The 19,379-nt window shown below is 40.6% G+C and carries 19 protein-coding genes; 9 read left to right on the plus strand and 10 right to left on the minus strand.

Annotated features, from left to right (window positions below; all coding sequences use genetic code 11):
• Positions 1-214: 214 nt before the first annotated feature.
• The 3 genes from CXF81_RS18370 to CXF81_RS18390 all read right to left on the minus strand — a co-directional run bounded on the left by CXF81_RS18370 (position 215) and on the right by CXF81_RS18390 (position 3,778).
• Entirely contained in the window at positions 215-1,000 is a 786-nt protein-coding gene (locus CXF81_RS18370) for a class I SAM-dependent methyltransferase (RefSeq protein WP_101182855.1), read from the minus strand.
• A gap of 778 nt (positions 1,001-1,778) precedes the next feature.
• Positions 1,779-2,540 (minus strand): dimethylarginine dimethylaminohydrolase family protein, encoded by a 762-nt coding sequence (locus CXF81_RS18385; RefSeq protein ID WP_101182858.1) that lies wholly within the window; start codon positions 2,538-2,540, stop codon positions 1,779-1,781.
• A 14-nt stretch (positions 2,541-2,554) separates the two neighbouring features.
• On the minus strand, positions 2,555-3,778 hold the full coding sequence (locus CXF81_RS18390; protein WP_101182859.1) for an APC family permease: 1,224 nt from the start codon (positions 3,776-3,778) through the stop codon (positions 2,555-2,557).
• A 496-nt stretch (positions 3,779-4,274) separates the two neighbouring features.
• On the opposite strand from CXF81_RS18390, the gene CXF81_RS18395 reads away from it, so the two are divergent.
• From CXF81_RS18395 to CXF81_RS18405, 3 genes are all read left to right on the plus strand, one after another.
• Positions 4,275-4,940 (plus strand): YceI family protein, encoded by a 666-nt coding sequence (locus tag CXF81_RS18395; protein ID WP_101182860.1) that lies wholly within the window; start codon positions 4,275-4,277, stop codon positions 4,938-4,940.
• A gap of 78 nt (positions 4,941-5,018) precedes the next feature.
• Positions 5,019-6,194, plus strand: coding sequence for a GGDEF domain-containing protein (locus CXF81_RS18400; protein ID WP_101182861.1), 1,176 nt, complete (start codon positions 5,019-5,021; stop codon positions 6,192-6,194).
• A gap of 123 nt (positions 6,195-6,317) precedes the next feature.
• The gene (locus tag CXF81_RS18405) at positions 6,318-7,007 is read left to right on the plus strand and encodes a pseudouridine synthase (RefSeq protein ID WP_101182862.1); all 690 of its coding nucleotides are present in this window, start codon (positions 6,318-6,320) and stop codon (positions 7,005-7,007) included.
• Positions 7,008-7,072: 65 nt separating this feature from the next.
• On the opposite strand, the gene CXF81_RS18410 is transcribed toward CXF81_RS18405, so the two are convergent.
• The gene (locus CXF81_RS18410) at positions 7,073-7,543 is read right to left on the minus strand and encodes an FKBP-type peptidyl-prolyl cis-trans isomerase (protein WP_101182863.1); all 471 of its coding nucleotides are present in this window, start codon (positions 7,541-7,543) and stop codon (positions 7,073-7,075) included.
• 60 nt (positions 7,544-7,603) lie between these two features.
• On the minus strand, positions 7,604-7,792 hold the full coding sequence (locus CXF81_RS18415; RefSeq protein ID WP_101182864.1) for a DUF3012 domain-containing protein: 189 nt from the start codon (positions 7,790-7,792) through the stop codon (positions 7,604-7,606).
• Between the two features lie 387 nt (positions 7,793-8,179).
• On the opposite strand from CXF81_RS18415, the gene CXF81_RS18420 reads away from it, so the two are divergent.
• The 3 genes from CXF81_RS18420 (at position 8,180) to CXF81_RS18430 (ending at position 11,928) form a co-directional block, all read left to right on the plus strand.
• The gene (locus tag CXF81_RS18420; protein WP_101182865.1) at positions 8,180-8,374 is read left to right on the plus strand and encodes a YwbE family protein; all 195 of its coding nucleotides are present in this window, start codon (positions 8,180-8,182) and stop codon (positions 8,372-8,374) included.
• Positions 8,375-9,001: 627 nt separating this feature from the next.
• Complete coding sequence (locus CXF81_RS18425) at positions 9,002-10,369, plus strand: polymer-forming cytoskeletal protein (protein WP_101182866.1); 1,368 nt, start codon at positions 9,002-9,004, stop codon at positions 10,367-10,369.
• Positions 10,370-10,731: 362 nt separating this feature from the next.
• Positions 10,732-11,928, plus strand: a complete 1,197-nt coding sequence (locus CXF81_RS18430) for an FAD-dependent monooxygenase (protein ID WP_101182867.1) — start codon at positions 10,732-10,734, stop codon at positions 11,926-11,928.
• A gap of 311 nt (positions 11,929-12,239) precedes the next feature.
• On the opposite strand, the gene CXF81_RS20535 is transcribed toward CXF81_RS18430, so the two are convergent.
• Complete coding sequence (locus CXF81_RS20535; protein WP_255409473.1) at positions 12,240-12,365, minus strand: hypothetical protein; 126 nt, start codon at positions 12,363-12,365, stop codon at positions 12,240-12,242.
• A 479-nt stretch (positions 12,366-12,844) separates the two neighbouring features.
• Here CXF81_RS20535 and CXF81_RS18435 point away from each other — a divergent pair, with 479 nt between their 5' ends.
• The gene (locus CXF81_RS18435) at positions 12,845-14,317 is read left to right on the plus strand and encodes a DUF418 domain-containing protein (RefSeq protein ID WP_101182868.1); all 1,473 of its coding nucleotides are present in this window, start codon (positions 12,845-12,847) and stop codon (positions 14,315-14,317) included.
• Positions 14,318-14,528: 211 nt separating this feature from the next.
• Here CXF81_RS18435 and CXF81_RS18440 read toward each other — a convergent pair whose 3' ends face one another.
• Together CXF81_RS18440 and CXF81_RS19965 are read right to left on the minus strand one after the other, a co-directional pair.
• On the minus strand, positions 14,529-14,957 hold the full coding sequence (locus CXF81_RS18440; protein WP_101182869.1) for a hypothetical protein: 429 nt from the start codon (positions 14,955-14,957) through the stop codon (positions 14,529-14,531).
• Between the two features lie 200 nt (positions 14,958-15,157).
• Positions 15,158-15,322 carry a hypothetical protein gene (locus CXF81_RS19965; RefSeq protein WP_157825587.1) on the minus strand — a complete coding sequence of 55 codons (165 nt, stop codon included), beginning with the start codon at positions 15,320-15,322 and terminating at the stop codon, positions 15,158-15,160.
• A 212-nt stretch (positions 15,323-15,534) separates the two neighbouring features.
• Between CXF81_RS19965 and CXF81_RS18445 the strand changes: the two genes are divergently transcribed.
• Entirely contained in the window at positions 15,535-16,218 is a 684-nt protein-coding gene (locus CXF81_RS18445) for a phosphoglycolate phosphatase (RefSeq protein ID WP_101182870.1), read from the plus strand.
• Between the two features lie 123 nt (positions 16,219-16,341).
• Here CXF81_RS18445 and CXF81_RS18450 read toward each other — a convergent pair whose 3' ends face one another.
• Both CXF81_RS18450 and CXF81_RS18455 read right to left on the minus strand, forming a co-directional pair.
• Positions 16,342-17,031: a lipase gene (locus CXF81_RS18450; RefSeq protein ID WP_101182871.1), complete on the minus strand. Its 690-nt coding sequence runs from the start codon at positions 17,029-17,031 to the stop codon at positions 16,342-16,344.
• Positions 17,032-17,182: 151 nt separating this feature from the next.
• Entirely contained in the window at positions 17,183-18,037 is an 855-nt protein-coding gene (locus CXF81_RS18455) for a carboxylate/amino acid/amine transporter (protein ID WP_198556430.1), read from the minus strand.
• 276 nt (positions 18,038-18,313) lie between these two features.
• Here CXF81_RS18455 and CXF81_RS18460 point away from each other — a divergent pair, with 276 nt between their 5' ends.
• The gene (locus tag CXF81_RS18460) at positions 18,314-19,342 is read left to right on the plus strand and encodes a GGDEF domain-containing protein (RefSeq protein ID WP_101182873.1); all 1,029 of its coding nucleotides are present in this window, start codon (positions 18,314-18,316) and stop codon (positions 19,340-19,342) included.
• Positions 19,343-19,379: the final 37 nt, after the last annotated feature.

Raw genomic sequence — 19,379 nt, forward strand, 5'->3', positions numbered from 1 at the left:
GACAAAAATGGCATATGTGACAAGCTAAGAGTTAAGATTATATTAGCTGTATTCAGCTGATAACAATATATCCTCTACATAATGCTGTGTGTCCAATCTTTTATGTTTGTCAGCTGTGCGCAAATACTCACTATACCGTTTCCGAAAACAATACTTGGCGATACTTCCGCAAAAAAAAGTGAGCATGGTATGGTGTTTTTGCATCGAGACAAGTTTACAGGTTTCGTGGTCTGAAAATTTTCTTTAAAGTAAAGTAGATTTTAGGAGCTGCGCTTTTTAAACCTTCTAAGCCCTTGAGTATAAAAGTCGGTCTACTTTTTCCTTTACCAAATGTTAGTTGTCGGTATATCAGTATAAAGTCGTCAAGATCAAAGGTAACGTCCACATTTTTATTTTCTGGTTTTACACCAAAATAAGTCTCTTTGATAACTTTGTCTCTTATCAACAGGCCTTTGGCCTCGAAATAATCAATAAATAATGCCGTTAGTCGATGTTTTTGATCGATCACACAATGTCCATTTAAACTGCGCATAACATTGACGGAACTAGCGTGATAGTCATCAATTACGATTGGCGCTCCGGGCTTAAGGAGATTGTAATAAAGTCGAAAATCTCTGTCGATAGCGCCATCTGCATCAAGTATCAGCATACCGATGCCGTTATCAAATTTTAGCGTTGGGGCTACCTCTTCAGATGAACCAATGAATAGTTGTATACGATCCTCAACACCAAACTCGATAAAATTGGCGTTAACCATTGCCGCGTTTTGTTTAATGTCGCCATATAACTCGCGAGAACCACCTTGCAGACGATCTATTGTTTTAACTAATAAATGCTCGCTTAATCCCTTAGCCGCAGCGATAGCACTGGCGCCATGCGCCGTACCAACCTCAAGAACATCCGCTTTCGCGTTTGCAGCAGCTTCAGATATCGCGATGTAAACCGACGTTGGTAGCATTCCGTTAGCGCTAGTAATTAGCTTTTCAAAATTAAACTGCAACGTCACGTTCCCATTAAATTAGTAAGCTGTGAGCGTACAAGAATTATAAAATAGATTCAATATAAATGGAAAACGTGAGCTTAATAGCATTTTTTCGGGCATTTGATTGACGAATACGCAATACAGCACGAAGCAAATGTTGCCGCGTTCATCATTAACATGCACTTGGTTTACATACTGAGTTACATTCACCACCTTTGTATTGATCAAAAAGTTAACTTTACTTGCCTTAGCATGCTGTTCAAATAGACGTTGTAAGTCATTTGTAAAATTGCAATGTTCGGCTTGAATGAGTGTCTTGGTATTACCAATACTGACAATATTTTGCAAAACTTCAAGTGCTGATAGTTCTCACGCATTGTTGCAAACGCTTTGTTCTATTAAGTTATTCCAATAGCGTGCACCTGCCTTCGACCATGCTTGCTGTAAAACCCAGTCCACGCAAGATATGTCATCGGAGGCGTCATTGATATGCTTTTTACAACCGTATTGCACAAAATATGCGTAGTAAGGGCCTCATAATGATTAGCTTGGTATTGAGCATCGTATTTCTTGGCCAGGCCCTCTAATCGATGTTGTTTCGATTTTGCTAACCATTGAGCACCAAATTCTACTGCACCACCGCCTTTAATCCGCAAACTATAAAACGATCAACAAGGCGTGCTGATGTCTCTAATAAGGTCACATTCTGGCCTCTATTAGAGAGCAAATAGGCAGCATGAACAAATGCAGCGCCAATATCGGGTCTGAGCCAAAAAGGCGTTGACTTGTTAGTATGCTAAAAACGCAGGGACAAGCAGCTTAAGCCTCCATCCAGTTTCTGAAATTCAGACATAGCGACTTCGCGTGTTTTATAGCCCAATTGTTGGATCGCATGCAGCGCCTTAGGAAATCCTTTGGGTACCAATACAGTGCCATTTATCCATACGCTGTTGGCTGCGTAGTCCTCATCCTTATCAATCTTAATACCATTAAACTGCGCAAAATCAGGATGTGTGTTCATTTCGCCAAAAGTAAGCAAGTTATTGTTTTCTAGATAGCTTAAGCCTGTTTTTAAGTGTAATAATTCTGACATTTCAACCATTGATCCCGATAAATTATGCTTGACTAATATCTTGATCATTTGAGTTGCGCCGTCAACATTGGTGCGTGCTGATAGGCCAATGTAAAAATGATCATCTACCATCATAATGTCACCGGCTTCCACATGACCAGTTAAATTGATGCGCTCAATGTGGGGGTAAAATAGTTTAATGGCATCCTCTATGTGCGACACTTCTCCTCTGCGGCTTGCTGCACCAGGGTGAGTTAAAATAGCGCACTTGCGTGTTAGTAAGGCAACGTCTTCCACAAAACATGAATCTGGGTAGTCTTCTATTGCAGGCAGTTCGGTAACCTGCAAACCACACTCTTTAAGAGCGCTAATATAATCATCATGCTGTGCACAGGCTAAGGTGTAATCGGGTAAGCCCATATTCGCTTCGGTGAGCCCGCTCAGCATTGCTAGGCAGGGTTTGCGCACAATTGCTCTGGTAAACATTTTCGCTCCTAATATTAATTTATGACCCACGCACCAATGATGGCCAATAGTGAAAACAAAGTGGCTAGTATGGCGGTGGTTAGATGAAAAACACTAATATGTTGACCTTGCTTATGGTCTTTCCATTGTAGCTTTATGCTTGCCAATCCTGTGCCTAAATAAACAATTAGCACAGCGAAGGTGGCAATAATCAACAAATATTCATAACTACTGATGAGTGATTCACTGTTATTAAACAATAGCAAGATTATGCCCAATGTACTTGAAAATAACAATGCGCGTACGGGCGTTCCTTGCGAATTTTGTTGCTTAAAATAAGCAGGAAACATTCCGTCTCTAGCGCCTGCGAGCATAATAGTGCCGGTGATCATAATACACACATTTAAGGTGCCACTAATGGCAAATAAAGCGCCTATGGTTATAATGATGGCGCCCGAGTTGCCAATAAGTATTTGTGCCGCATCAGCAAAAGGTGAAGTAGATTGTTGTAATTCTGCCAAGGAAATAGTGGACATTAATCCTAACATGGCGACCACATACACGATTAGCGCGGTTAGTGTGCCTAATATAGAGGCTCTGGGAATCGTTTTTTTAGGCTCGATGGTGTCTTCTGATGGCAATGTCGCCGACTCCACGCCAATAAAAGCGAACATGATCAGCAAGCATAATCCCGCCACCATGTGAAATAGCGAATTATTGTCAGGATTAATCGCTGGGATCGCCTTTATATCGCCAAAAATGATCCCAGCGACACCGATAAACATCAAAGGTAGGATTTTGAGTACAGTGGTTATAAGCTGAACTGTGCTCGCTTCACGAACACCACGAATGTTGATAAACGTAAACAACATAATAATACAAATGGCAAAAGTTGCGCTGTACAGCGGATTATTGTCGAGAAAGGGCAGATAGACCTTACTATACCCTGTAAACGCCAGCGCAAGAGCTGCTGCCGAGGCGACTAATGACAACCAATATCCCCAAGCCACAATAGCCGCCCATTTGGATCCAAAAGCATCATGTACATAAAAGTAAGGGCCGCCTAAACCAGGCTTTCGGGATGATAAATAACAATAGGTTAAGGCTAGACAAATAGCGCCAAACCCAGTTACCGCCCAACCAATGAAACTATAACTACCATAACCGGCAAGTAAGGCTGGCATAGTTAAAATTCCTGATCCGATCATCATGCCTGCCACTAATGCCCAAGAACGCCATATTCCAATTGTTTTTTTCATTATTCTTATTCTTATATTTTAGTTTTACTTCGAAGATTGCCAACCGGGGTTTTTTTAAGGCATTTTTCACTCAGTGTCACTTATGCCAGTGCCACTTACACCAGTATTACGCGCTGAATCATTCAACATTAACGATAATTTACTTCTTTATAACTATATGCTTCGCAACATTTACCATCTAGGAAATTCTGCAGTTGCTAAGCATCGTCTTTTTTGGGAGCTGATCCTGAATTTGTGTTTGCGATATCATATTTCGACAATAGAACATTGTATAGTACTATATGGTGTGTCTATTGTAGTGATTTAAACGTCGTCTTTAATTTACCCAAACGTTTTCAAACGCTGGCGCCTATTTATGAGAATAGCTCATAAAAAGAGCTCATAAAAAGAGCTCATAAAAAGAGCTCATAAAAAGAGCTCATAAAAAGAGCTTACAAGTAGCAGAAAATCATAGGCTGCACACGAGGTTTAATCGTAACAAAGGATACAGATGTAGATGTCAGACCTTTTTTCCCCATTTCAACGTTTAGGCCTAAAACTGCTAAATCATCAGTTTTGTCGCACATTAATGATTGTCTCTTTGCTCTTTTTAACGAGTTCCTGTGCGAGTTGGCTACAGCCAACGCTACAACAAGATATCGTTGAAATTCAAGCCGGTGAATACAAACTTGATAAAGACCATGCTGTGCTGCTATTTAAAATTAATCACATGGGGTTCTCAAGCTATGTGGGTCGCTTAAATGCGTTTGATGTCAGTCTGAATTTTGATCCCAATGACATCGAAAACGCGAACATTGAGGCGGTAATTGATATGCGTAGCATTGATGTTAATAATCCAGATTTTGCAGCAACGCTGAGAGGCACAGCATGGCTAAATACTGAAAGCTTCCCTCAGGCGGTGTTTCGCAGCGTGTCGGTCGAGAAAATAGATAATGAACAGTTACGTGTGCAAGGCGATCTGACTTTTTTAGGCGTAACGAAGCCTGTTACCATGGATGCTAAGCTCAATGGCGCGGCGAATAACCCGCTGACTCGGATCTATACAATGGGCTTTACTGCCAATCTGCGTTTTAAACGCGCTGACTTTGGTTTAAAGAAGTTCATTCCTATCGTTGGTGATGAAGTTGAGATTGAGATACACAGTGAGTTTCAGCGCCGGTAGGGTAAAAGATTAAATACGCATAGGTAATGCAGTACGTTAACTTAAATTTGGCTTTTGATTTAAATTGGGATCATTACTATGCAACGAAATGTGGTAGAAAAAACCGAACTGGAAATTATCGCTTTAACATTTGCGCAAACTGTCAGTGCATCGATTGCGCACCTGTTTGCGATTACGCTTATCGCTGTTTGGTTTTCTTATGTTGCCCCTATTAGCGAATTGCTCATTTGGGCAGGTGCTATTGCATTTGTATCTGTAGTGCGAATTTCTACATTTTTTGCATTTAAAAAATATGGGAATGGCCAAAATGCTAGGCTTTGGTTGCACGGATGGACCGGTTTATTCTTTATACTAGGCGTAATTTATGTTGGCGGATTTATGTATTTCACGCCGTTAAATAGGCCAGAATATTTGGTATCTATCGGTATGTTCGTCGTTGCATTTAGCGCTGCTTCTGCGATTGGTCATACCGCGAGTCTGTATGCGAGTCTAAGTTTCTTTGTACCCATCACGCTGCCAAGTGTGGTTTTCTTATTTTTATATGGTGGGTCAGCAGGCAATGTAGCAGCATTTACCATTGTCATATATTCGGTCACTGCGCTGTATTTACTGAAAAAAAGTAACCAAGCCTATAAGAAATCTATTTTTTTGAATTTTGAACACACACAAGAAATTGAAAAGCGTAAGCAAATAGAAAAGCAATTACACGATATTTCGCGCAAAGATAGTCTTACCAATCTTTTCAATCGCAGATATTTTGATGAAATGCTAGCAGTTGAAATAGGAAGGGCGAAACGCAACAATTTACCACTTTGTTTAATTATGTTTGATCTTGATTGCTTTAAGGAATATAACGACAAATATGGACATGTTAGTGGTGACAATTGCTTAATTCAAGTCGCACAAATTGCGCAAAGTTTGGTTTCTCGACAAGGCGACATGATCGCTAGGTACGGCGGGGAAGAATTCGCAATTATTCTGCCTAATATTGAATTAGATGGTGCGGTTTCGTTCGCTATTAACCTCCAAGAGCTGATTAAAAGCAAAAATATACCGCATGGCGGCACAAAAGTAGCCAATATAAAATGTGTCACTATAAGTTTAGGTGTGACTACGTTGATGATAGGTAAAGAAACAACAGCTTCCGAGTTGATTGAATGCGCTGATATTGCGCTTTATGAAGCCAAGAATCGAGGACGAAACCGCGTTCACTTCGATGCCAATGACTTTTCTTCAGAGGCTGCCCTAACGTAAGCAATAACCAACAGGTGTTAGGGTAACCTTGTCAACACTAAACTTATGAAAAAAATCAGTCGTTGACAGTTGTCGTCCTAAAACGCTACCGTCACGTGCCCAACTATCTTAATATTCCCTACAATGCGTCTCGATAAATTTGTTTGTAAAAGTACACAACTAAGCAAAAGCCACGCAATCCGATGTATTAACGCTGGTGAGGTTGTCGTGAATGATAAAGTAACAACGGATGAGGCTACTCAGGTTCATGAAAATAATACGATAACGCTGAACGGTATGGTACTGAAGAGTCGACAATTTCGCTATATTCTCATGCACAAACCAGCAAATACAATTTGCTCAAATATTGATGAAGTGTATCCCTCAATCTTCAATTATTTACATGTTGAAAAGATCACAGAGCTTCATATTGCGGGGCGTTTGGATGCGGATACAACTGGATTGATTTTGATTACTGATGATGGGCGCTGGTCGTATTCTCTTACAGCGCCAGCTAATCAGTGTCCTAAAGTTTATCGTGTGAATTTGTCCAAGGAGTTAAAAGCTGATGTTGCCTCCGCGTTTGAAAAAGGGGTGCAATTACAAGGCGAGAAAGAATTAACATTACCCGCTCGTTTGGAAAATATTTCCTTAACAGAAGTGCTGTTGACCATCACGGAAGGTAAGTTTCATCAAGTAAAACGCATGTTCGCCTCAGTTGGTAATCGCGTGGTTTCGCTACATCGAGAAAAAATTGGAGATATTTATCTCGATGTAGCGGTGGGCCAATGGCGTTATTTAAGCGACGATGAAGTTCAGTCATTTAAACGTTAAGTTTACTATATTTGCTAGCAATTCAGTGCAACTTGCGCATGTTTGACTGACTGGCACCTACGTCACTATTTAATTTCCAAAAGTTCGACTTCAAAGATAAGTAACGAACCTGGCGTTATTTTTCCAGTAGCTGAATTGCCATATCCCAACCTAGGTGGGATAAAAAATTTAAATTTATCACCCACAACCATCAGTTGAACGCCTTCGGTCCAACCCGCTATCACTCGATTTAGCGGGAAACTGATCGGTTCACCTCGGTCTACCGAGCTATCAAAGACAGTGCCGTCCAGCAATAAGCCGTGGTAATGCACTTTTACAGTTGTCGTGGCATTTGGGTGAGTACCGCCATCGCCTTTTTGTAATACTTGATATTGCAAGCCAGAATCTGTCTCTAGCACATCTTCATTAGTTTTGTTCTTTGCCAAGAAAGCGTTGCCTAGCTCAATGTTTTCAACAGCTAGTTTTTTATTATTTGAATTTCTAGTGAAATAGAATATGGCTATTCCAATAACGACGGCTAAAACAATATATTTCATAATTCATCCTGTCATGTAGCTAGTTCTGTATATTAGCAATGGATTTTTTTGGCGATAAAATTATTCTTTATCTTTACTTTTAAATAAGCAATGTTTCGCATAATCAGTCGCTTCGTTGGTTGACCAATCTCCTTTTGGTTTTTCGTCCAAATTATCACACCATTCTTTGCTACCGACTTCTGGGGCGCAACCACTTAAGACTATTAATAAGCCCGAGACCGCAATAATTCCTAAGCTTTTTTTCATCATTTATTCCTCTAACAGCAATTTCTATAAGCATAACCCAAAGCTTAGCTAACGTCAGTCAAATATTCTATGCTATTCGCTCGCGATCTCGCTTTGAATCGGGGGAATTTAAAATCCGTTTAACCTAAATGAGCAACGTCTTCAGCTTGTACACCTTCTTCTTCATTGCTTAATGACCCATCACAAGACTCGTGTAAAAAAGTATGTGTATTAAACATCAACAATTACCTTTATTTTGGTGGGATTAAACCCTACTTATAAATAGATCAGCATTTCCTGATGACAGATTAATCGAATTAAGTGAATTCGTGTTGATAGTTATCAAGCATGTAGTTTATTCTCGTGTAGTTACGAATTATGTGTATCTAAATATAAGACTAGGAAGTGACGATGGAAGGCACAAAACGAGTAAATATTAAGATTGGTACGAAAGTTTCTATCGTATTGAAACAAGATCAACGGTCGGGTGATTTAACTGAGGGTACGGTTGAAAAAGTCCTTACCAACTCACCAAATCATCCGCATGGAATTAAAGTCAGATTAGATAGTGGCGACGTTGGGAGAGTTAAACAAATTCATCGATAAAAAGTGCACTACAAAACCCCCTATTGTATCAACTGTGTTCCTATTAATAGTTAGTTGTTCATAAGCTTGGTCAGGCTAAGGCCTTTGAAAATCTGTACATTCTTATCCACTGGTAAATGCAAAGTATAAATGGCTCTCAGCTTGAGGTTGAGCATTCAGTGACTCACGTTTGTGGCTGGATTCAATGGCATCTTGTATGTCAAAGAACCTTGCTTATAAACCAAAGGCAATTGCCACAGATGAGATCTAGTTGCTCTACTTTATATTCAGACGCAGATAGAAGAGGACTGGGTATCTTACGTGTCTTTTTATCGTGCTGTCCATTCAGTAATTTCTCGATGTCGTAAGTGTCAAATAACGCAATCTCACCGGCTTGCCAAGCTTGAGCAGCATGCTGCGCAATGGTTCCAGAAATGTGCCCACGACAATCATCTAAAAAGCTAGATTCGATTCCATTTAACTTTATATAGATCGAGATACCTATGTATCACAGTGAAGGTTTTGCAATGATTCATCTTAGTGCTTTATGTGTCGACAGGCAGTTAGGTGCATAAATAGTAAAAAACGCTATGTATGACATGAACGCCTTAACTGGAGAAAGATAATGACAGCACTGGGGAGTTTTTAATGCAACACTTTACTATGAAGAAGAACAGATTTATTCGTTCTAGCACATTAGGTATATTTTGTATCTCAATGTCGATGACCAGCGGTGCCTTCGCTGACTATGATGAAGAAAGTGAATATGAAAATTCTAAATATATACCTATCGTTTATTCAGGCGCAGCTGTGACTATGGGTGCTGACTCAAGCGTCTTTGGTGATGTTCAGTCAGTCAGTGCAATAACCCTTGGAGACTCAGCAGTAGTTAATGGCAGCGTTCTGGCCGGAGCCGCTGTGACGATCGAAAGAGCTGGTGTGGTAACTTTCGATGTTAGGGCAGGTGACGCCGCTACCTTGGGCGCGAATGCGACGGTTTTTGGAAATCTAGCAGCTAGAGCCGCAGTATTTATTGGCGCAGAGTCAGAGGTCTCAGGTGAACTTACGTCCGGTGGTGACGTAAAACTAGGTGCTGCAGCAAAGGTTGGTGGCAATGTTACGGCCACAACCTCGGTAACGCTTGGCGCCCACGCAGAAGTAGGCAACTATGAATCTGCGGGCAACGTTCAGGCGGTCCATGGTTCCGTCGTTCTTGGTGGATACTCTACAGTGAAAGGTGATGCGCAATACGGAACTGTTATCTCGCTAGGTGATAATGCAATAGTCGAAGGCAATGAAATACAAAGTTACCCTGGGGATTTTATTAACCATGTTGAGGCCCCGCTAGCTAGTAAGAGAGAGCAACTGATTCAGAAGCAGCAGAAGTTTGCTGACATGCTGGTGCCTACCAACAATGAACTCGCGACAACCATCGATGCGGACAGAGATTTTGAACCAGGGGTCTATCATGCAACAGGTTTAACAACGACAGCGGACATAACGCTGACGTTCAGAGGCTCGCCGACTGAGCAGCCTGAACATTGGGTTATTAATGTTGATACCTATATAAGTTTTGGTGCAAAGATGAAAATAGAGTTAGTTGACGTAGCACTGGGCAGCACTATTATTTTTAACTCTGGTACCTACACAACTATCGGCGCGAATTCAATTGTCAGAGGGACGCTTTTAGCAGGCACTTACATCACCGCTGGCGCAAATACAACAATACATGGTATCGGTCCAGATTGTGGTGGTATGTTTGCAACCAACGGGGCTATTACAATGGGCGCAGGTAGCACATTTGGTGAAGCGGGTTGCTGGCCGGTAGAGCAGCAAAACGATAACGCTGACGAACATGATGGAAGTGAAGGGTCAAGCTGTGGTGATGAATCAAACGATAGCAATGAATCCAACTTTGGCGATGAATCCAACGAGGGTGATGAATATAACTATAGTGATGAATCTAACTGTGGTGATGAATCTAACGAGGGCAATGAATATCACTATTGGGAGTAATATAACTGAAGTAACTACAGGTATTGCACTCTTTGGAGATGGATAAATTAATGCCAATGGTCCGTATTGATGTTCCAACCTCTTAGTTGTAACAATAAATCTTAGTCAAAGCCCTATTTTCATAGGGCTTTTTTATCGATACGCTGCAAGATCAATTTCCTTGAGAGCACTAATCTATCAATTTATTGCAGCGGCATTTTCAAGCCAGTGAAGACGCTTTACTTGTAATTTTGTCATCTAAATTTGATCTGTCTCAATCAACTGAATTGATTAATCAATTTGAATGGGCATAACGCACTAGCCAAACTGCCAGCAACCATATTACTATCGGGGTAACGTTTCTAGATCGCAGGATAGTTGTTTTGAGTAAAAAAATTGTTATAGCTGGCGCAGGTATTGGTGGTTTATGCGCGGCGTTAGCATTGGCTAAACGTAAATTTGAGGTGGTTGTTTACGAAAAAAGTAGGCAGCTTGGCGAAGTAGGGGCTGGTTTGCAATTAAGCCCTAATGCCATGCATGTATTAGAAAATTTTGGCATAGCTGACGAAGTGAAAACTAAGGCTTTTTGTCCAGATTCCGCAGTGATGCGACATTATCGAACTGGCAAACCTTACTTCACTGTTCCTTTGGGTGATAGTGCGACACAAAAATACGGTGCTAACTACCTGCATATTCACCGCGCTGATTTACATGCTATTTTGCACCGTGCCTGCATAAATATGAGTGTAAATATCCACTTAGGTCACGCTATTCAAAGTTACCAACAAACGCCAAAAAGACTAACAATCCAATTAGATAACAATGAAAGTGTCAATGCCGACCTGTTAATTGGTGCGGACGGGATTAAATCCAATGTCCAAGCTTGTATGTTAGGTCAAACTGCAGCTGAATTTACTGGACAAGTTGCCTGGCGCGGAGTGGTCGAAGCCAACAAACTTCCAAAAGAATTAATTAAACCCAATGCGAATCTATGGGTAGGACCGGGCAAACATGTTGTGAGCTATTTTCTACGCGGCGGCGAATTAGTCAACTTTGTTGCTGTGCAGGAACGTACTGATTGGCAAAAAGAATCGTGGAATGAACCCGGCGATATCAGTCAACTGCGTCAGACCTTTGCTGATTGGCATCCAGAAGTAACCGAATTATTAAGCGCAACCGAGCATTGTTTTTTGTGGGCTTTGTTTGACAGAAAACCGCTTAAGCAATGGTCAGACCGAAACGTGACACTTCTGGGTGATGCATGTCATCCCATGCTGCCATTTTTAGCCCAAGGCGCGGCGATGGCCATTGAGGACAGCTATGCTTTGGCGCATTGTTTGGCGGGTGACACCAACATACAATCGGCGTTGCAAACCTACCAAAATATACGCTTGCCGCGTACCCGCAATATTCAACTTAATGCGCGTAAAAATGCAGCCTTATATCATATGAGTTCGCCAATCGAGCAAGCCAAATTAATGGTTTTATCAGGATTATCCGCTGTTGGTTTAAGTAATAAATTTGCGGCGACCAAGCTCGACTCCATCTATACATATAATATTGTTGATCAGTTAGCCTAATTAGCTAGAGTTGCAATGACCTGCGCCCCACGGGCAGTTGTTTAACCCAAATTAACAATGTAAAGGTCAAATACAAGTGGCACATTAAAGGATATATTTTTTTCATCCATAAATATGCTCTCACTTTGTCTTTTGCAAACTAGGCGAGGGATTAATGAACGCATAAAACGGTTTCGGATCTGCATGGATAAAACAATCTAGTCATTCTTGTATGGCCAGATTGCACAGTTGTCGCAACTGATTGTCATTTATTTGCTTGTCGACTTGACGCTGCAAGGCGTTTAGATAATTGAAGCGTATTGCTTAGCTATTTAAGCAAGAATAAGTGTTCCGATAAATACCAAATAGGGCGATAGGCATAATAAAATCAGCGTACCAACAATAACTAAAACCTGCCACCAACAAAACGAATCATTTACTTCGGCTGCTGCGACCATATTACATTCCTCCAACGATTAAAATTTCACTCTCAAGGAAGTGCGTGAAGGATTTTAGGTTGATACATGTTAATCCCTTATCCGCACACTTAACTAGACCTTTCCACTATTAGAGTATATGCATAACAAAGACTCGCACTCTTGATATAGATCAATAATGCATTGAAATCATTGGCTCACATCAAAGCCACCTTGGCTGTTTCCATCAAAGGAGACCTTTATCGATAGACCGTTACCTCAAGTGCGTTGTCATAGGCCATTTAATGGCGCCTAGCAATGTCTTTTTTGAATAGGAAATGTGCTTTTAGAATGACGTTTTTAACCGTAAATTAACGCTCCGTGTGTTGATCTATTATCTGTCTGCAAGCAAGTATCTTTGAAAGCATAATTTGCAAAGGCGACAGATTCAATCACTTGCTTTAAAGTAATGGTTCGTTTGCTATTACACATAGAAATTTATAATAAGGCCATAAAATACTATGCATGCAGAACAAGAGGAAACAAACAAACTTAAGAATAACGAATTGCCCGAGTTGTGCCCAATTTCTGTCAGTCAACGTATTGATACACTTGATATGTTGCGTGGTTTTGCACTCATTGGCATATTGATGATGAACATTGAGTGGTTCAATCGTGCGATTTCCGAAGGAATTACGCTTGATTATAGCCATACTGGTGCAGACTGGGTTGCCTCTTGGTCGGTAAAACTGTTTGTCGAGGGGAAGTTCTATAAGCTGTTTTCCTTGTTATTTGGGATGGGATTTGCAGTAATGCTGCTTCGGGCGAAGGATATAGGAAGGCCCTTTGGGGCTTGGTTCATTCGGCGTATGGGCTTTCTATATTTGTTTGGTATCTGTCACTTAATCTTTTTATGGGAGGGCGATATTCTTAATAGTTATGCAATAGGGGGACTGATTTTACTCGCATGGATATATATCACTCGCTTAAAGTTAATGCGCTATTTCAGTGGGTACACAGCCTTTTTACGTATGGGCATAGTGATGTCCTTTATACCGATTTTTATTGGCATTGGGCTAAGCTTGTATTTTGGCAACGTCCGGTCTATGGATGTTATCACGGATATTTACGAGCAAAATGTTGAAGCACGGGCGCGGGCTAAAATAATAACAGAGGATACTGAGCTATCAGCGCCGTTAATCGAATTTGCCGAGGCCTTAGAATCGGGTGAAGAGAAAGAAAAAGATATTGATGAGGATTCGCTTGAACAACCAGATTTAATTGAACATAAGGCAGAGCAATACTTTATTGAGCAATACTTCAAAGACAAAGACATCGCGAATGAGCGAGCCGCATTTACGCAGGATAGTTATTGGATAGCGACCAAATTCCGCTTTAAAAGAGCACTTTTTCAGATGCCAATTTCGTTAATTACGGGTCTGTTTGTCTTTTTTCCAATTTTTTTAATTGGTTACTGGTTTGTTGTCAGCGGCGTCATTCGTGAGCCTCGTAAACATTTGTTATTGTTTAAGACGATGGCTTGGGTTGGGTTACCCTTCGGCTTATTTTTTAGTGCTGGAGCACTGTTGATCATTGTTCACCCTGTCACTGCGCATACTGACCAGATAACGTTCGCAGCCAATGCGATATTTAATGTCAGTCAATATTTGGTCACTGCAGGATATTTAGGAATATTTGTATTGATATGTCTCACTGCAACAGGTCATCGACTGTTTTCTTGGATGGCACCTATGGGTAAAATGGCATTAACTAACTACATAATGAATTCGGTTGTTTTAACGACTATTTTTTATGGTTATGCCGGCGGGATGTTTGGTGAAGTTGGACGTGCTGCACAACTAGGTATGGTATTTGCTGTCATTGCTATTCAAGCGTTGCTGTCGTTTTTGTGGTTGAAACTCTTTCGCTTTGGACCATTGGAGTGGTTATGGCGTTCGCTGAGTTATTGGACAATTCAACCTATATTACGTTAGTAACAATATCAACTCGCCACTGGCTTTATCGTGCAAGAAGGACAAGTCGAGTTTCGACAACATTTATGCACTAAAGATTCATGGGCTGCGGCTTTCTTGCCTTCATTCGCGTTTCAGGCCAGTCATATTTTTCCCATACCTTGATTAAACCAACTTTGCATGCAAAACCTAAAAAATCGGGGTGCTTTACACTTGCGTTTAAAGGAGCAATTTAGGCCTTTGCTTTTGCTAATGCCGACCAACATTTAGCGAATTGCTTATCTATCGCAAGTGCTTTTTCAAACAAACTAATTGCCGTAAAAAGTACACCTTCTCCAATAATTCGTCGAGTCAGATCGCGCCCTTGCATGCAATAATCATAGGCCTCTTGGCTAGTGGTCATCTGATGGATCTTAGGCGTGACTAAAACGATATTAAACATTATATTAATTTCATTGCACACATCGTTGGCGACGGATTGTTGCAATGTAAATACGCTGTCAAGCGCACCAGCGTATTGTTTGCTCCATTTGTTTAAGCCTGTAATACCTTCTATTAACCTAACGTTAATTTTAATATCATCATCGATGTGTTGAAGAGAGCCGTGAAGGATATACTGTAGGTTTAAAAGTTTTGCAATTTGAAGCAGCGTTTTTACCACTGTCGTGCAGTCCAAATGTGGAGGTACTGCCTGCAAGTGAGAGAGTAGGTACCCGTGCTCACAATGTATTTAACTCTTCAGACACATTGTCTGTAAAATACTGTTGTTGCGATACTTCTGAGATCGATTTAAATGGTAAAATAGCCAAACCAATAAAGTCAATTACTGTTGGGCGAATGGACCACGGTTGGCTTATTTTTTTATAACTGATGGGTACCCATTTTACTCAGGTTGCCGATTATTATATCTGTGTCTTTAGCATACAAGGCATGCTCAATCGTCAGCAATTCGGTTTGTACGAGTACATCATTAATGGCAACATGCGAGCGTAAAACGACTAATAACTCTGGATGCAACGCGCTCAAAATATTACTTAAATATAATAAACATTGTCGTAAGCTCGATTTAGCTTGCGCATCAAACTTAGAAGCAGGTTTAGCTAAAAGTTGCTGTTTAAAGTCCTAGTTATATACATATTTGAGTTTTTATAGTTAATGCCTAAGTATTCGTGTATCAATGCATTATGTCCTTTATTATAGAGCAACAAGCAATTGGTCTGAAGTCAAAGGGAACCACGATGGATAAAATCAAACCAAATTTCGTGTTGTTTGATTTAGACGGCACGCTAATCGACAGCGTGCCCGATTTATCATTCTGTGTTGATGAAATGATGAGGCAAGTTGGCATGCCGGTTCGTGGTGAAGCACTCGTGCGCAATTGGCTTGGTAATGGCGTTCGGCGTTTAGTCGAACGCGCATTGGTCGGCTCAGATGAAAGCATGCCCGCTCAAGAATTAATGGATAGGGCGTACCCAATATTTCTGGATCTTTACAAACACAACAATTCGCTGCGTTCTACCATTTATGATGGAGTGGTAGAAGGATTAAAATGGATGTTAACACAAGGTTATCGCATCGCTTGTGTAACCAATAAGCCGCAAATCTTTGCCATTCCACTACTGAAGGATAAAGGTTTATACGATTATTTTGAATTCGTTATTTCCGGTGATAGCTGCGCCGAAAAAAAACCACATCCAATGCCTTTGCTGAATGCCGCAAAGCGGATGAATTTTACTCCAGAAAGCGGACTCATGATCGGCGATTCGCGCTCAGATATTAAAGCAGCGCGCAGCGCAGGCCTGCATATTTTCTGTATGACCTATGGTTACAACCACGGTGAAGATATTCATGATTACGAGCCAGATGTTACATTGGACTCATTCACGGAGTTAGCAAATTACATAGAAACCAAGATAGGGTAATTAGATTACCCTAAAAATGCTTAATCAAATACAGCAGTGGTTTGAGGCGATAGCGCGGCCAACTTTGCATGAATAATGTAGGGCGCTTGTGTTTCAGCGCCAATCTGATTTGACGCATCAGGTCTACTGAATTAGATTAACTTGGTCAATGGCAGTATCTGTTTGCAATCCAAAATGGCCTAAAGTGTAAGTGTACGTAGCATCTTCGCTCCAAATACGGCTGCTGTGGATCCCATAAACATAACAAGTCCCTGTGGAGCAAACTACTTGGTCAATAACACTTTTCATTGAATACACTTTATCGCCTAAGGGCACTCCATAGATCCCATCAAGAAATGGACTGCTGATGGATAGACCAGAGCTTCCACAGGTACTATTCCACACGTTGTAAGGGTAAATACCGCAACTACGAAGTCCTAATAGTGCTCCAGCAATACCGACAAATGTATCCACATAGGATGCAGCGGCAAGTTTGTCAATTTGCTGAACGGCTAGTGTTACCCCCATGGAATGAGCAATAATATCAATTTTGCCGGTACAAGAACGGTTGATTGCGTCCACAATTGCGTTGCGTACGGGTGTCTCTTCGCTACCGTTGTGATTGTTGCAAGTAGCACAGGATTTAGAACCCCAATTGGGAACGAAAATTTGGTTGTTTGCATAGCCTCTCGCATACAACTCATTAAGGGTATTGTTCCAACTCGCGGGCGAAGCGGTATTGCCGTGAACTAATACGACGTTATCTTTACAGGCAGCCCTAGTTGTACCGCAGATTAAGATAAATAAGCCAATAGTAATTAAATAGTGTTTCACACTCGCCTCACTTGTTAATTTTGTGTTAACACTCTAGGCGAAAAGTAGTGGCGCTAATATAGTACTTTGGTACGTAAGACTAATAAGATCTATATTTCAACACTGATGAACATTAACCGAGTTCACTTCATTAAAATCTTAGCTTTTTGATTCAGTCGCGATTTGATTTAGCCGCGATTTGATTTATTAGTAACGCGGCTAAAATAATCCCTGCGCCAATGCTTAACCTGAATATGTCTGCATCTCTGTTCCATATAAGGACGTTAACAGCAATACCTGCTGGAATGAGTAAATTATTCATTACTGCTAACGTGCCCACGTTGACGAGGGTTGCGCCTTTATTCCACCCAAAATAGCCTAAGCCTGAAGCAATGATGCCTAAGTAGATGAGGACTCCCCATTGGGTCGATGTGCTGGGTAACTTATTGGTGTTGCCAAATAAAATAAAGCAGACAATAGCCACTATTAATGCGCCAATAAAAAACCAGCCAAATACAGTTTTATGCTCTAGCCCATTGCTAGTCATTAAACGTTTGTAGCTAACTTGTCCTGTGGCAAAGCAAATATTGGCTGCTTGCACTAAAAATAGGCCGATCAAAAAGTCACTATTAATACTTTCATAGCGGATAGCTAACGCACCAGCGACGGCAATAATAGCAGCAAGAAAAAACCGAGGATTAAAATGCCTTTCAATAGCATCGTTTAGTAGGGTGATATAAATAGGTGTCATTACTGTAAATAATAAGACTTCAGGCACAGACAAATATAAAAAGGAGTGATAGTAAAAACCATACATTACGCCAAGTTGTAAGGCACCTATAAGCATGAGCTTCATAGCTAAGGGCTTTGGTGTTTGTGTCAATTTCAAAAATGGCAGAAAAACCAACGTAGCCAACGCAATGCGCATCAGGACGCTAAACCACGCATCAACTTGGCCTGCTAAATAAACCCCAATTAAGCTAAATGAAAATGCCCAAAGCAGAGTTACTGCAAATAAATAGCGCATAAATACCATCGTTAAGTAAGTGATGGCGACAGTTTATCTGTTATAAATTGAGGGATAAACAATAAAAGGCCAAAATGATTTTAATCAAGCTTTCCTTGTCGCGATACTTAGCAATACTTTAGCCTAAAGTCTAGTCTTCTCATATATTTACAAAAAAAAGTTGGTTATTTGTTGCTTTAATTATGCAAATTCTTAGTATAGAAAATTAAGATCCAAACATGCAAGTGTAACCAACCCAATGAATTTGAAAACACAGCGATATAATCGAGGGCCAAGATGAATTTTTCCGACAATTCAGACCAAGCAGCAGACTACCTCCGTCAAGCTGTTCCAACGATGGTCAAGTATAAAATTGTACCTAATCCGCTGAACTATACGTTGTGGTACAGTTATTACGCGCAAGCATTTCCAACATTAAATAAAGAATTAGATCAAACCATAGAACGATACGGAACATGTCCCTCAGATGTAGGAGAAGCATTATTTATTCAGCATATAATACCGTTGAATAAAGGTAGTGAAAAACAACTACAGTCGTTTCACAAAGCCTTCTCCCATATCGTCGATAATTTATCTGTTTCCTTAGATAATACAGCGAAGGAAACAACGGGTTACTCGCAAGCCTTAATGGATAACTTAACGATGCTTGGCGCACATGACCTTGATACGGCAATAAAACCTGTATTAGAACGATTAAATGAAAATGCAAGTGCAATCTGTCTGGCAAATGAAGAGTTTCAAGGGCAATTAGTATCAGCTCAAACTGAAATTAGTATGTTAAAAGCGGAACTTGAACAGACTAAAAAAGAAGCAAACACAGATTCATTAACTGGCTTGTCTAATAGACGAGTATTGGAATCAATCTACCATCAGTTTGTTGAAGAACATGACGATAGCGATGAGCTTGCATTAATTATCATGGATATCGATAAATTTAAATTATTTAATGACACCCATGGTCACCTGTTGGGTGACCAAATTCTTAAATTTGTTGGCCAATTATTGCGTAAAGAATGCAAAGAACCTCTGGTGCCTGTGCGCTTTGGCGGTGAAGAATTTGCACTATTCTGCCCACGTTATAGTCTCGAAAAAGCACATCAAATAGCTGAAAATATTAGAGTTAAACTTTCATTGATTAGGTTTAACAATAAGCGAACAGGCGATAAAATTCCACCGATTACAGCATCCTTTGGGGTTACTATTAAAAAGCATGGTGACATTTTAAATAATGTTATTGAGCGCGCTGATCAAGCACTTTATGCTGCCAAAAGTGCTGGTAGGAACCAAGTTATGCTAGCCAATTAAGCGCTAGTGCTACATATCCTGTATATTACGCTAGCTG

The sequence above is a fragment of the Glaciecola sp. 33A genome, from assembly GCF_002836745.1.
GTDB lineage: Bacteria > Pseudomonadota > Gammaproteobacteria > Enterobacterales > Alteromonadaceae > Glaciecola.

Excerpts from the sequence above, each read along its gene's own strand:
- CXF81_RS18385 (WP_101182858.1), bottom strand. The coding sequence starts at position 2,540 with ATGTTTACCAGAGCAATTGTGCGCAAACCCTGCCTAGCAATGCTGAGC.
- CXF81_RS18390 (WP_101182859.1), bottom strand. The coding sequence starts at position 3,778 with ATGAAAAAAACAATTGGAATATGGCGTTCTTGGGCATTAGTGGCAGGC.
- CXF81_RS18395 (WP_101182860.1), top strand. The coding sequence starts at position 4,275 with ATGTCAGACCTTTTTTCCCCATTTCAACGTTTAGGCCTAAAACTGCTA.
- CXF81_RS18400 (WP_101182861.1), top strand. The coding sequence starts at position 5,019 with ATGCAACGAAATGTGGTAGAAAAAACCGAACTGGAAATTATCGCTTTA.
- CXF81_RS18405 (WP_101182862.1), top strand. The coding sequence starts at position 6,318 with ATGCGTCTCGATAAATTTGTTTGTAAAAGTACACAACTAAGCAAAAGC.
- CXF81_RS18410 (WP_101182863.1), bottom strand. The coding sequence starts at position 7,543 with ATGAAATATATTGTTTTAGCCGTCGTTATTGGAATAGCCATATTCTAT.
- CXF81_RS18415 (WP_101182864.1), bottom strand. The coding sequence starts at position 7,792 with ATGATGAAAAAAAGCTTAGGAATTATTGCGGTCTCGGGCTTATTAATA.
- CXF81_RS18420 (WP_101182865.1), top strand. The coding sequence starts at position 8,180 with ATGGAAGGCACAAAACGAGTAAATATTAAGATTGGTACGAAAGTTTCT.
- CXF81_RS18425 (WP_101182866.1), top strand. The coding sequence starts at position 9,002 with ATGCAACACTTTACTATGAAGAAGAACAGATTTATTCGTTCTAGCACA.
- CXF81_RS20535 (WP_255409473.1), bottom strand. The coding sequence starts at position 12,365 with ATGGTCGCAGCAGCCGAAGTAAATGATTCGTTTTGTTGGTGGCAGGTT.
- CXF81_RS18435 (WP_101182868.1), top strand. The coding sequence starts at position 12,845 with ATGCATGCAGAACAAGAGGAAACAAACAAACTTAAGAATAACGAATTG.
- CXF81_RS18445 (WP_101182870.1), top strand. The coding sequence starts at position 15,535 with ATGGATAAAATCAAACCAAATTTCGTGTTGTTTGATTTAGACGGCACG.
- CXF81_RS18455 (WP_198556430.1), bottom strand. The coding sequence starts at position 18,037 with ATGCGCTATTTATTTGCAGTAACTCTGCTTTGGGCATTTTCATTTAGC.
- CXF81_RS18460 (WP_101182873.1), top strand. The coding sequence starts at position 18,314 with ATGAATTTTTCCGACAATTCAGACCAAGCAGCAGACTACCTCCGTCAA.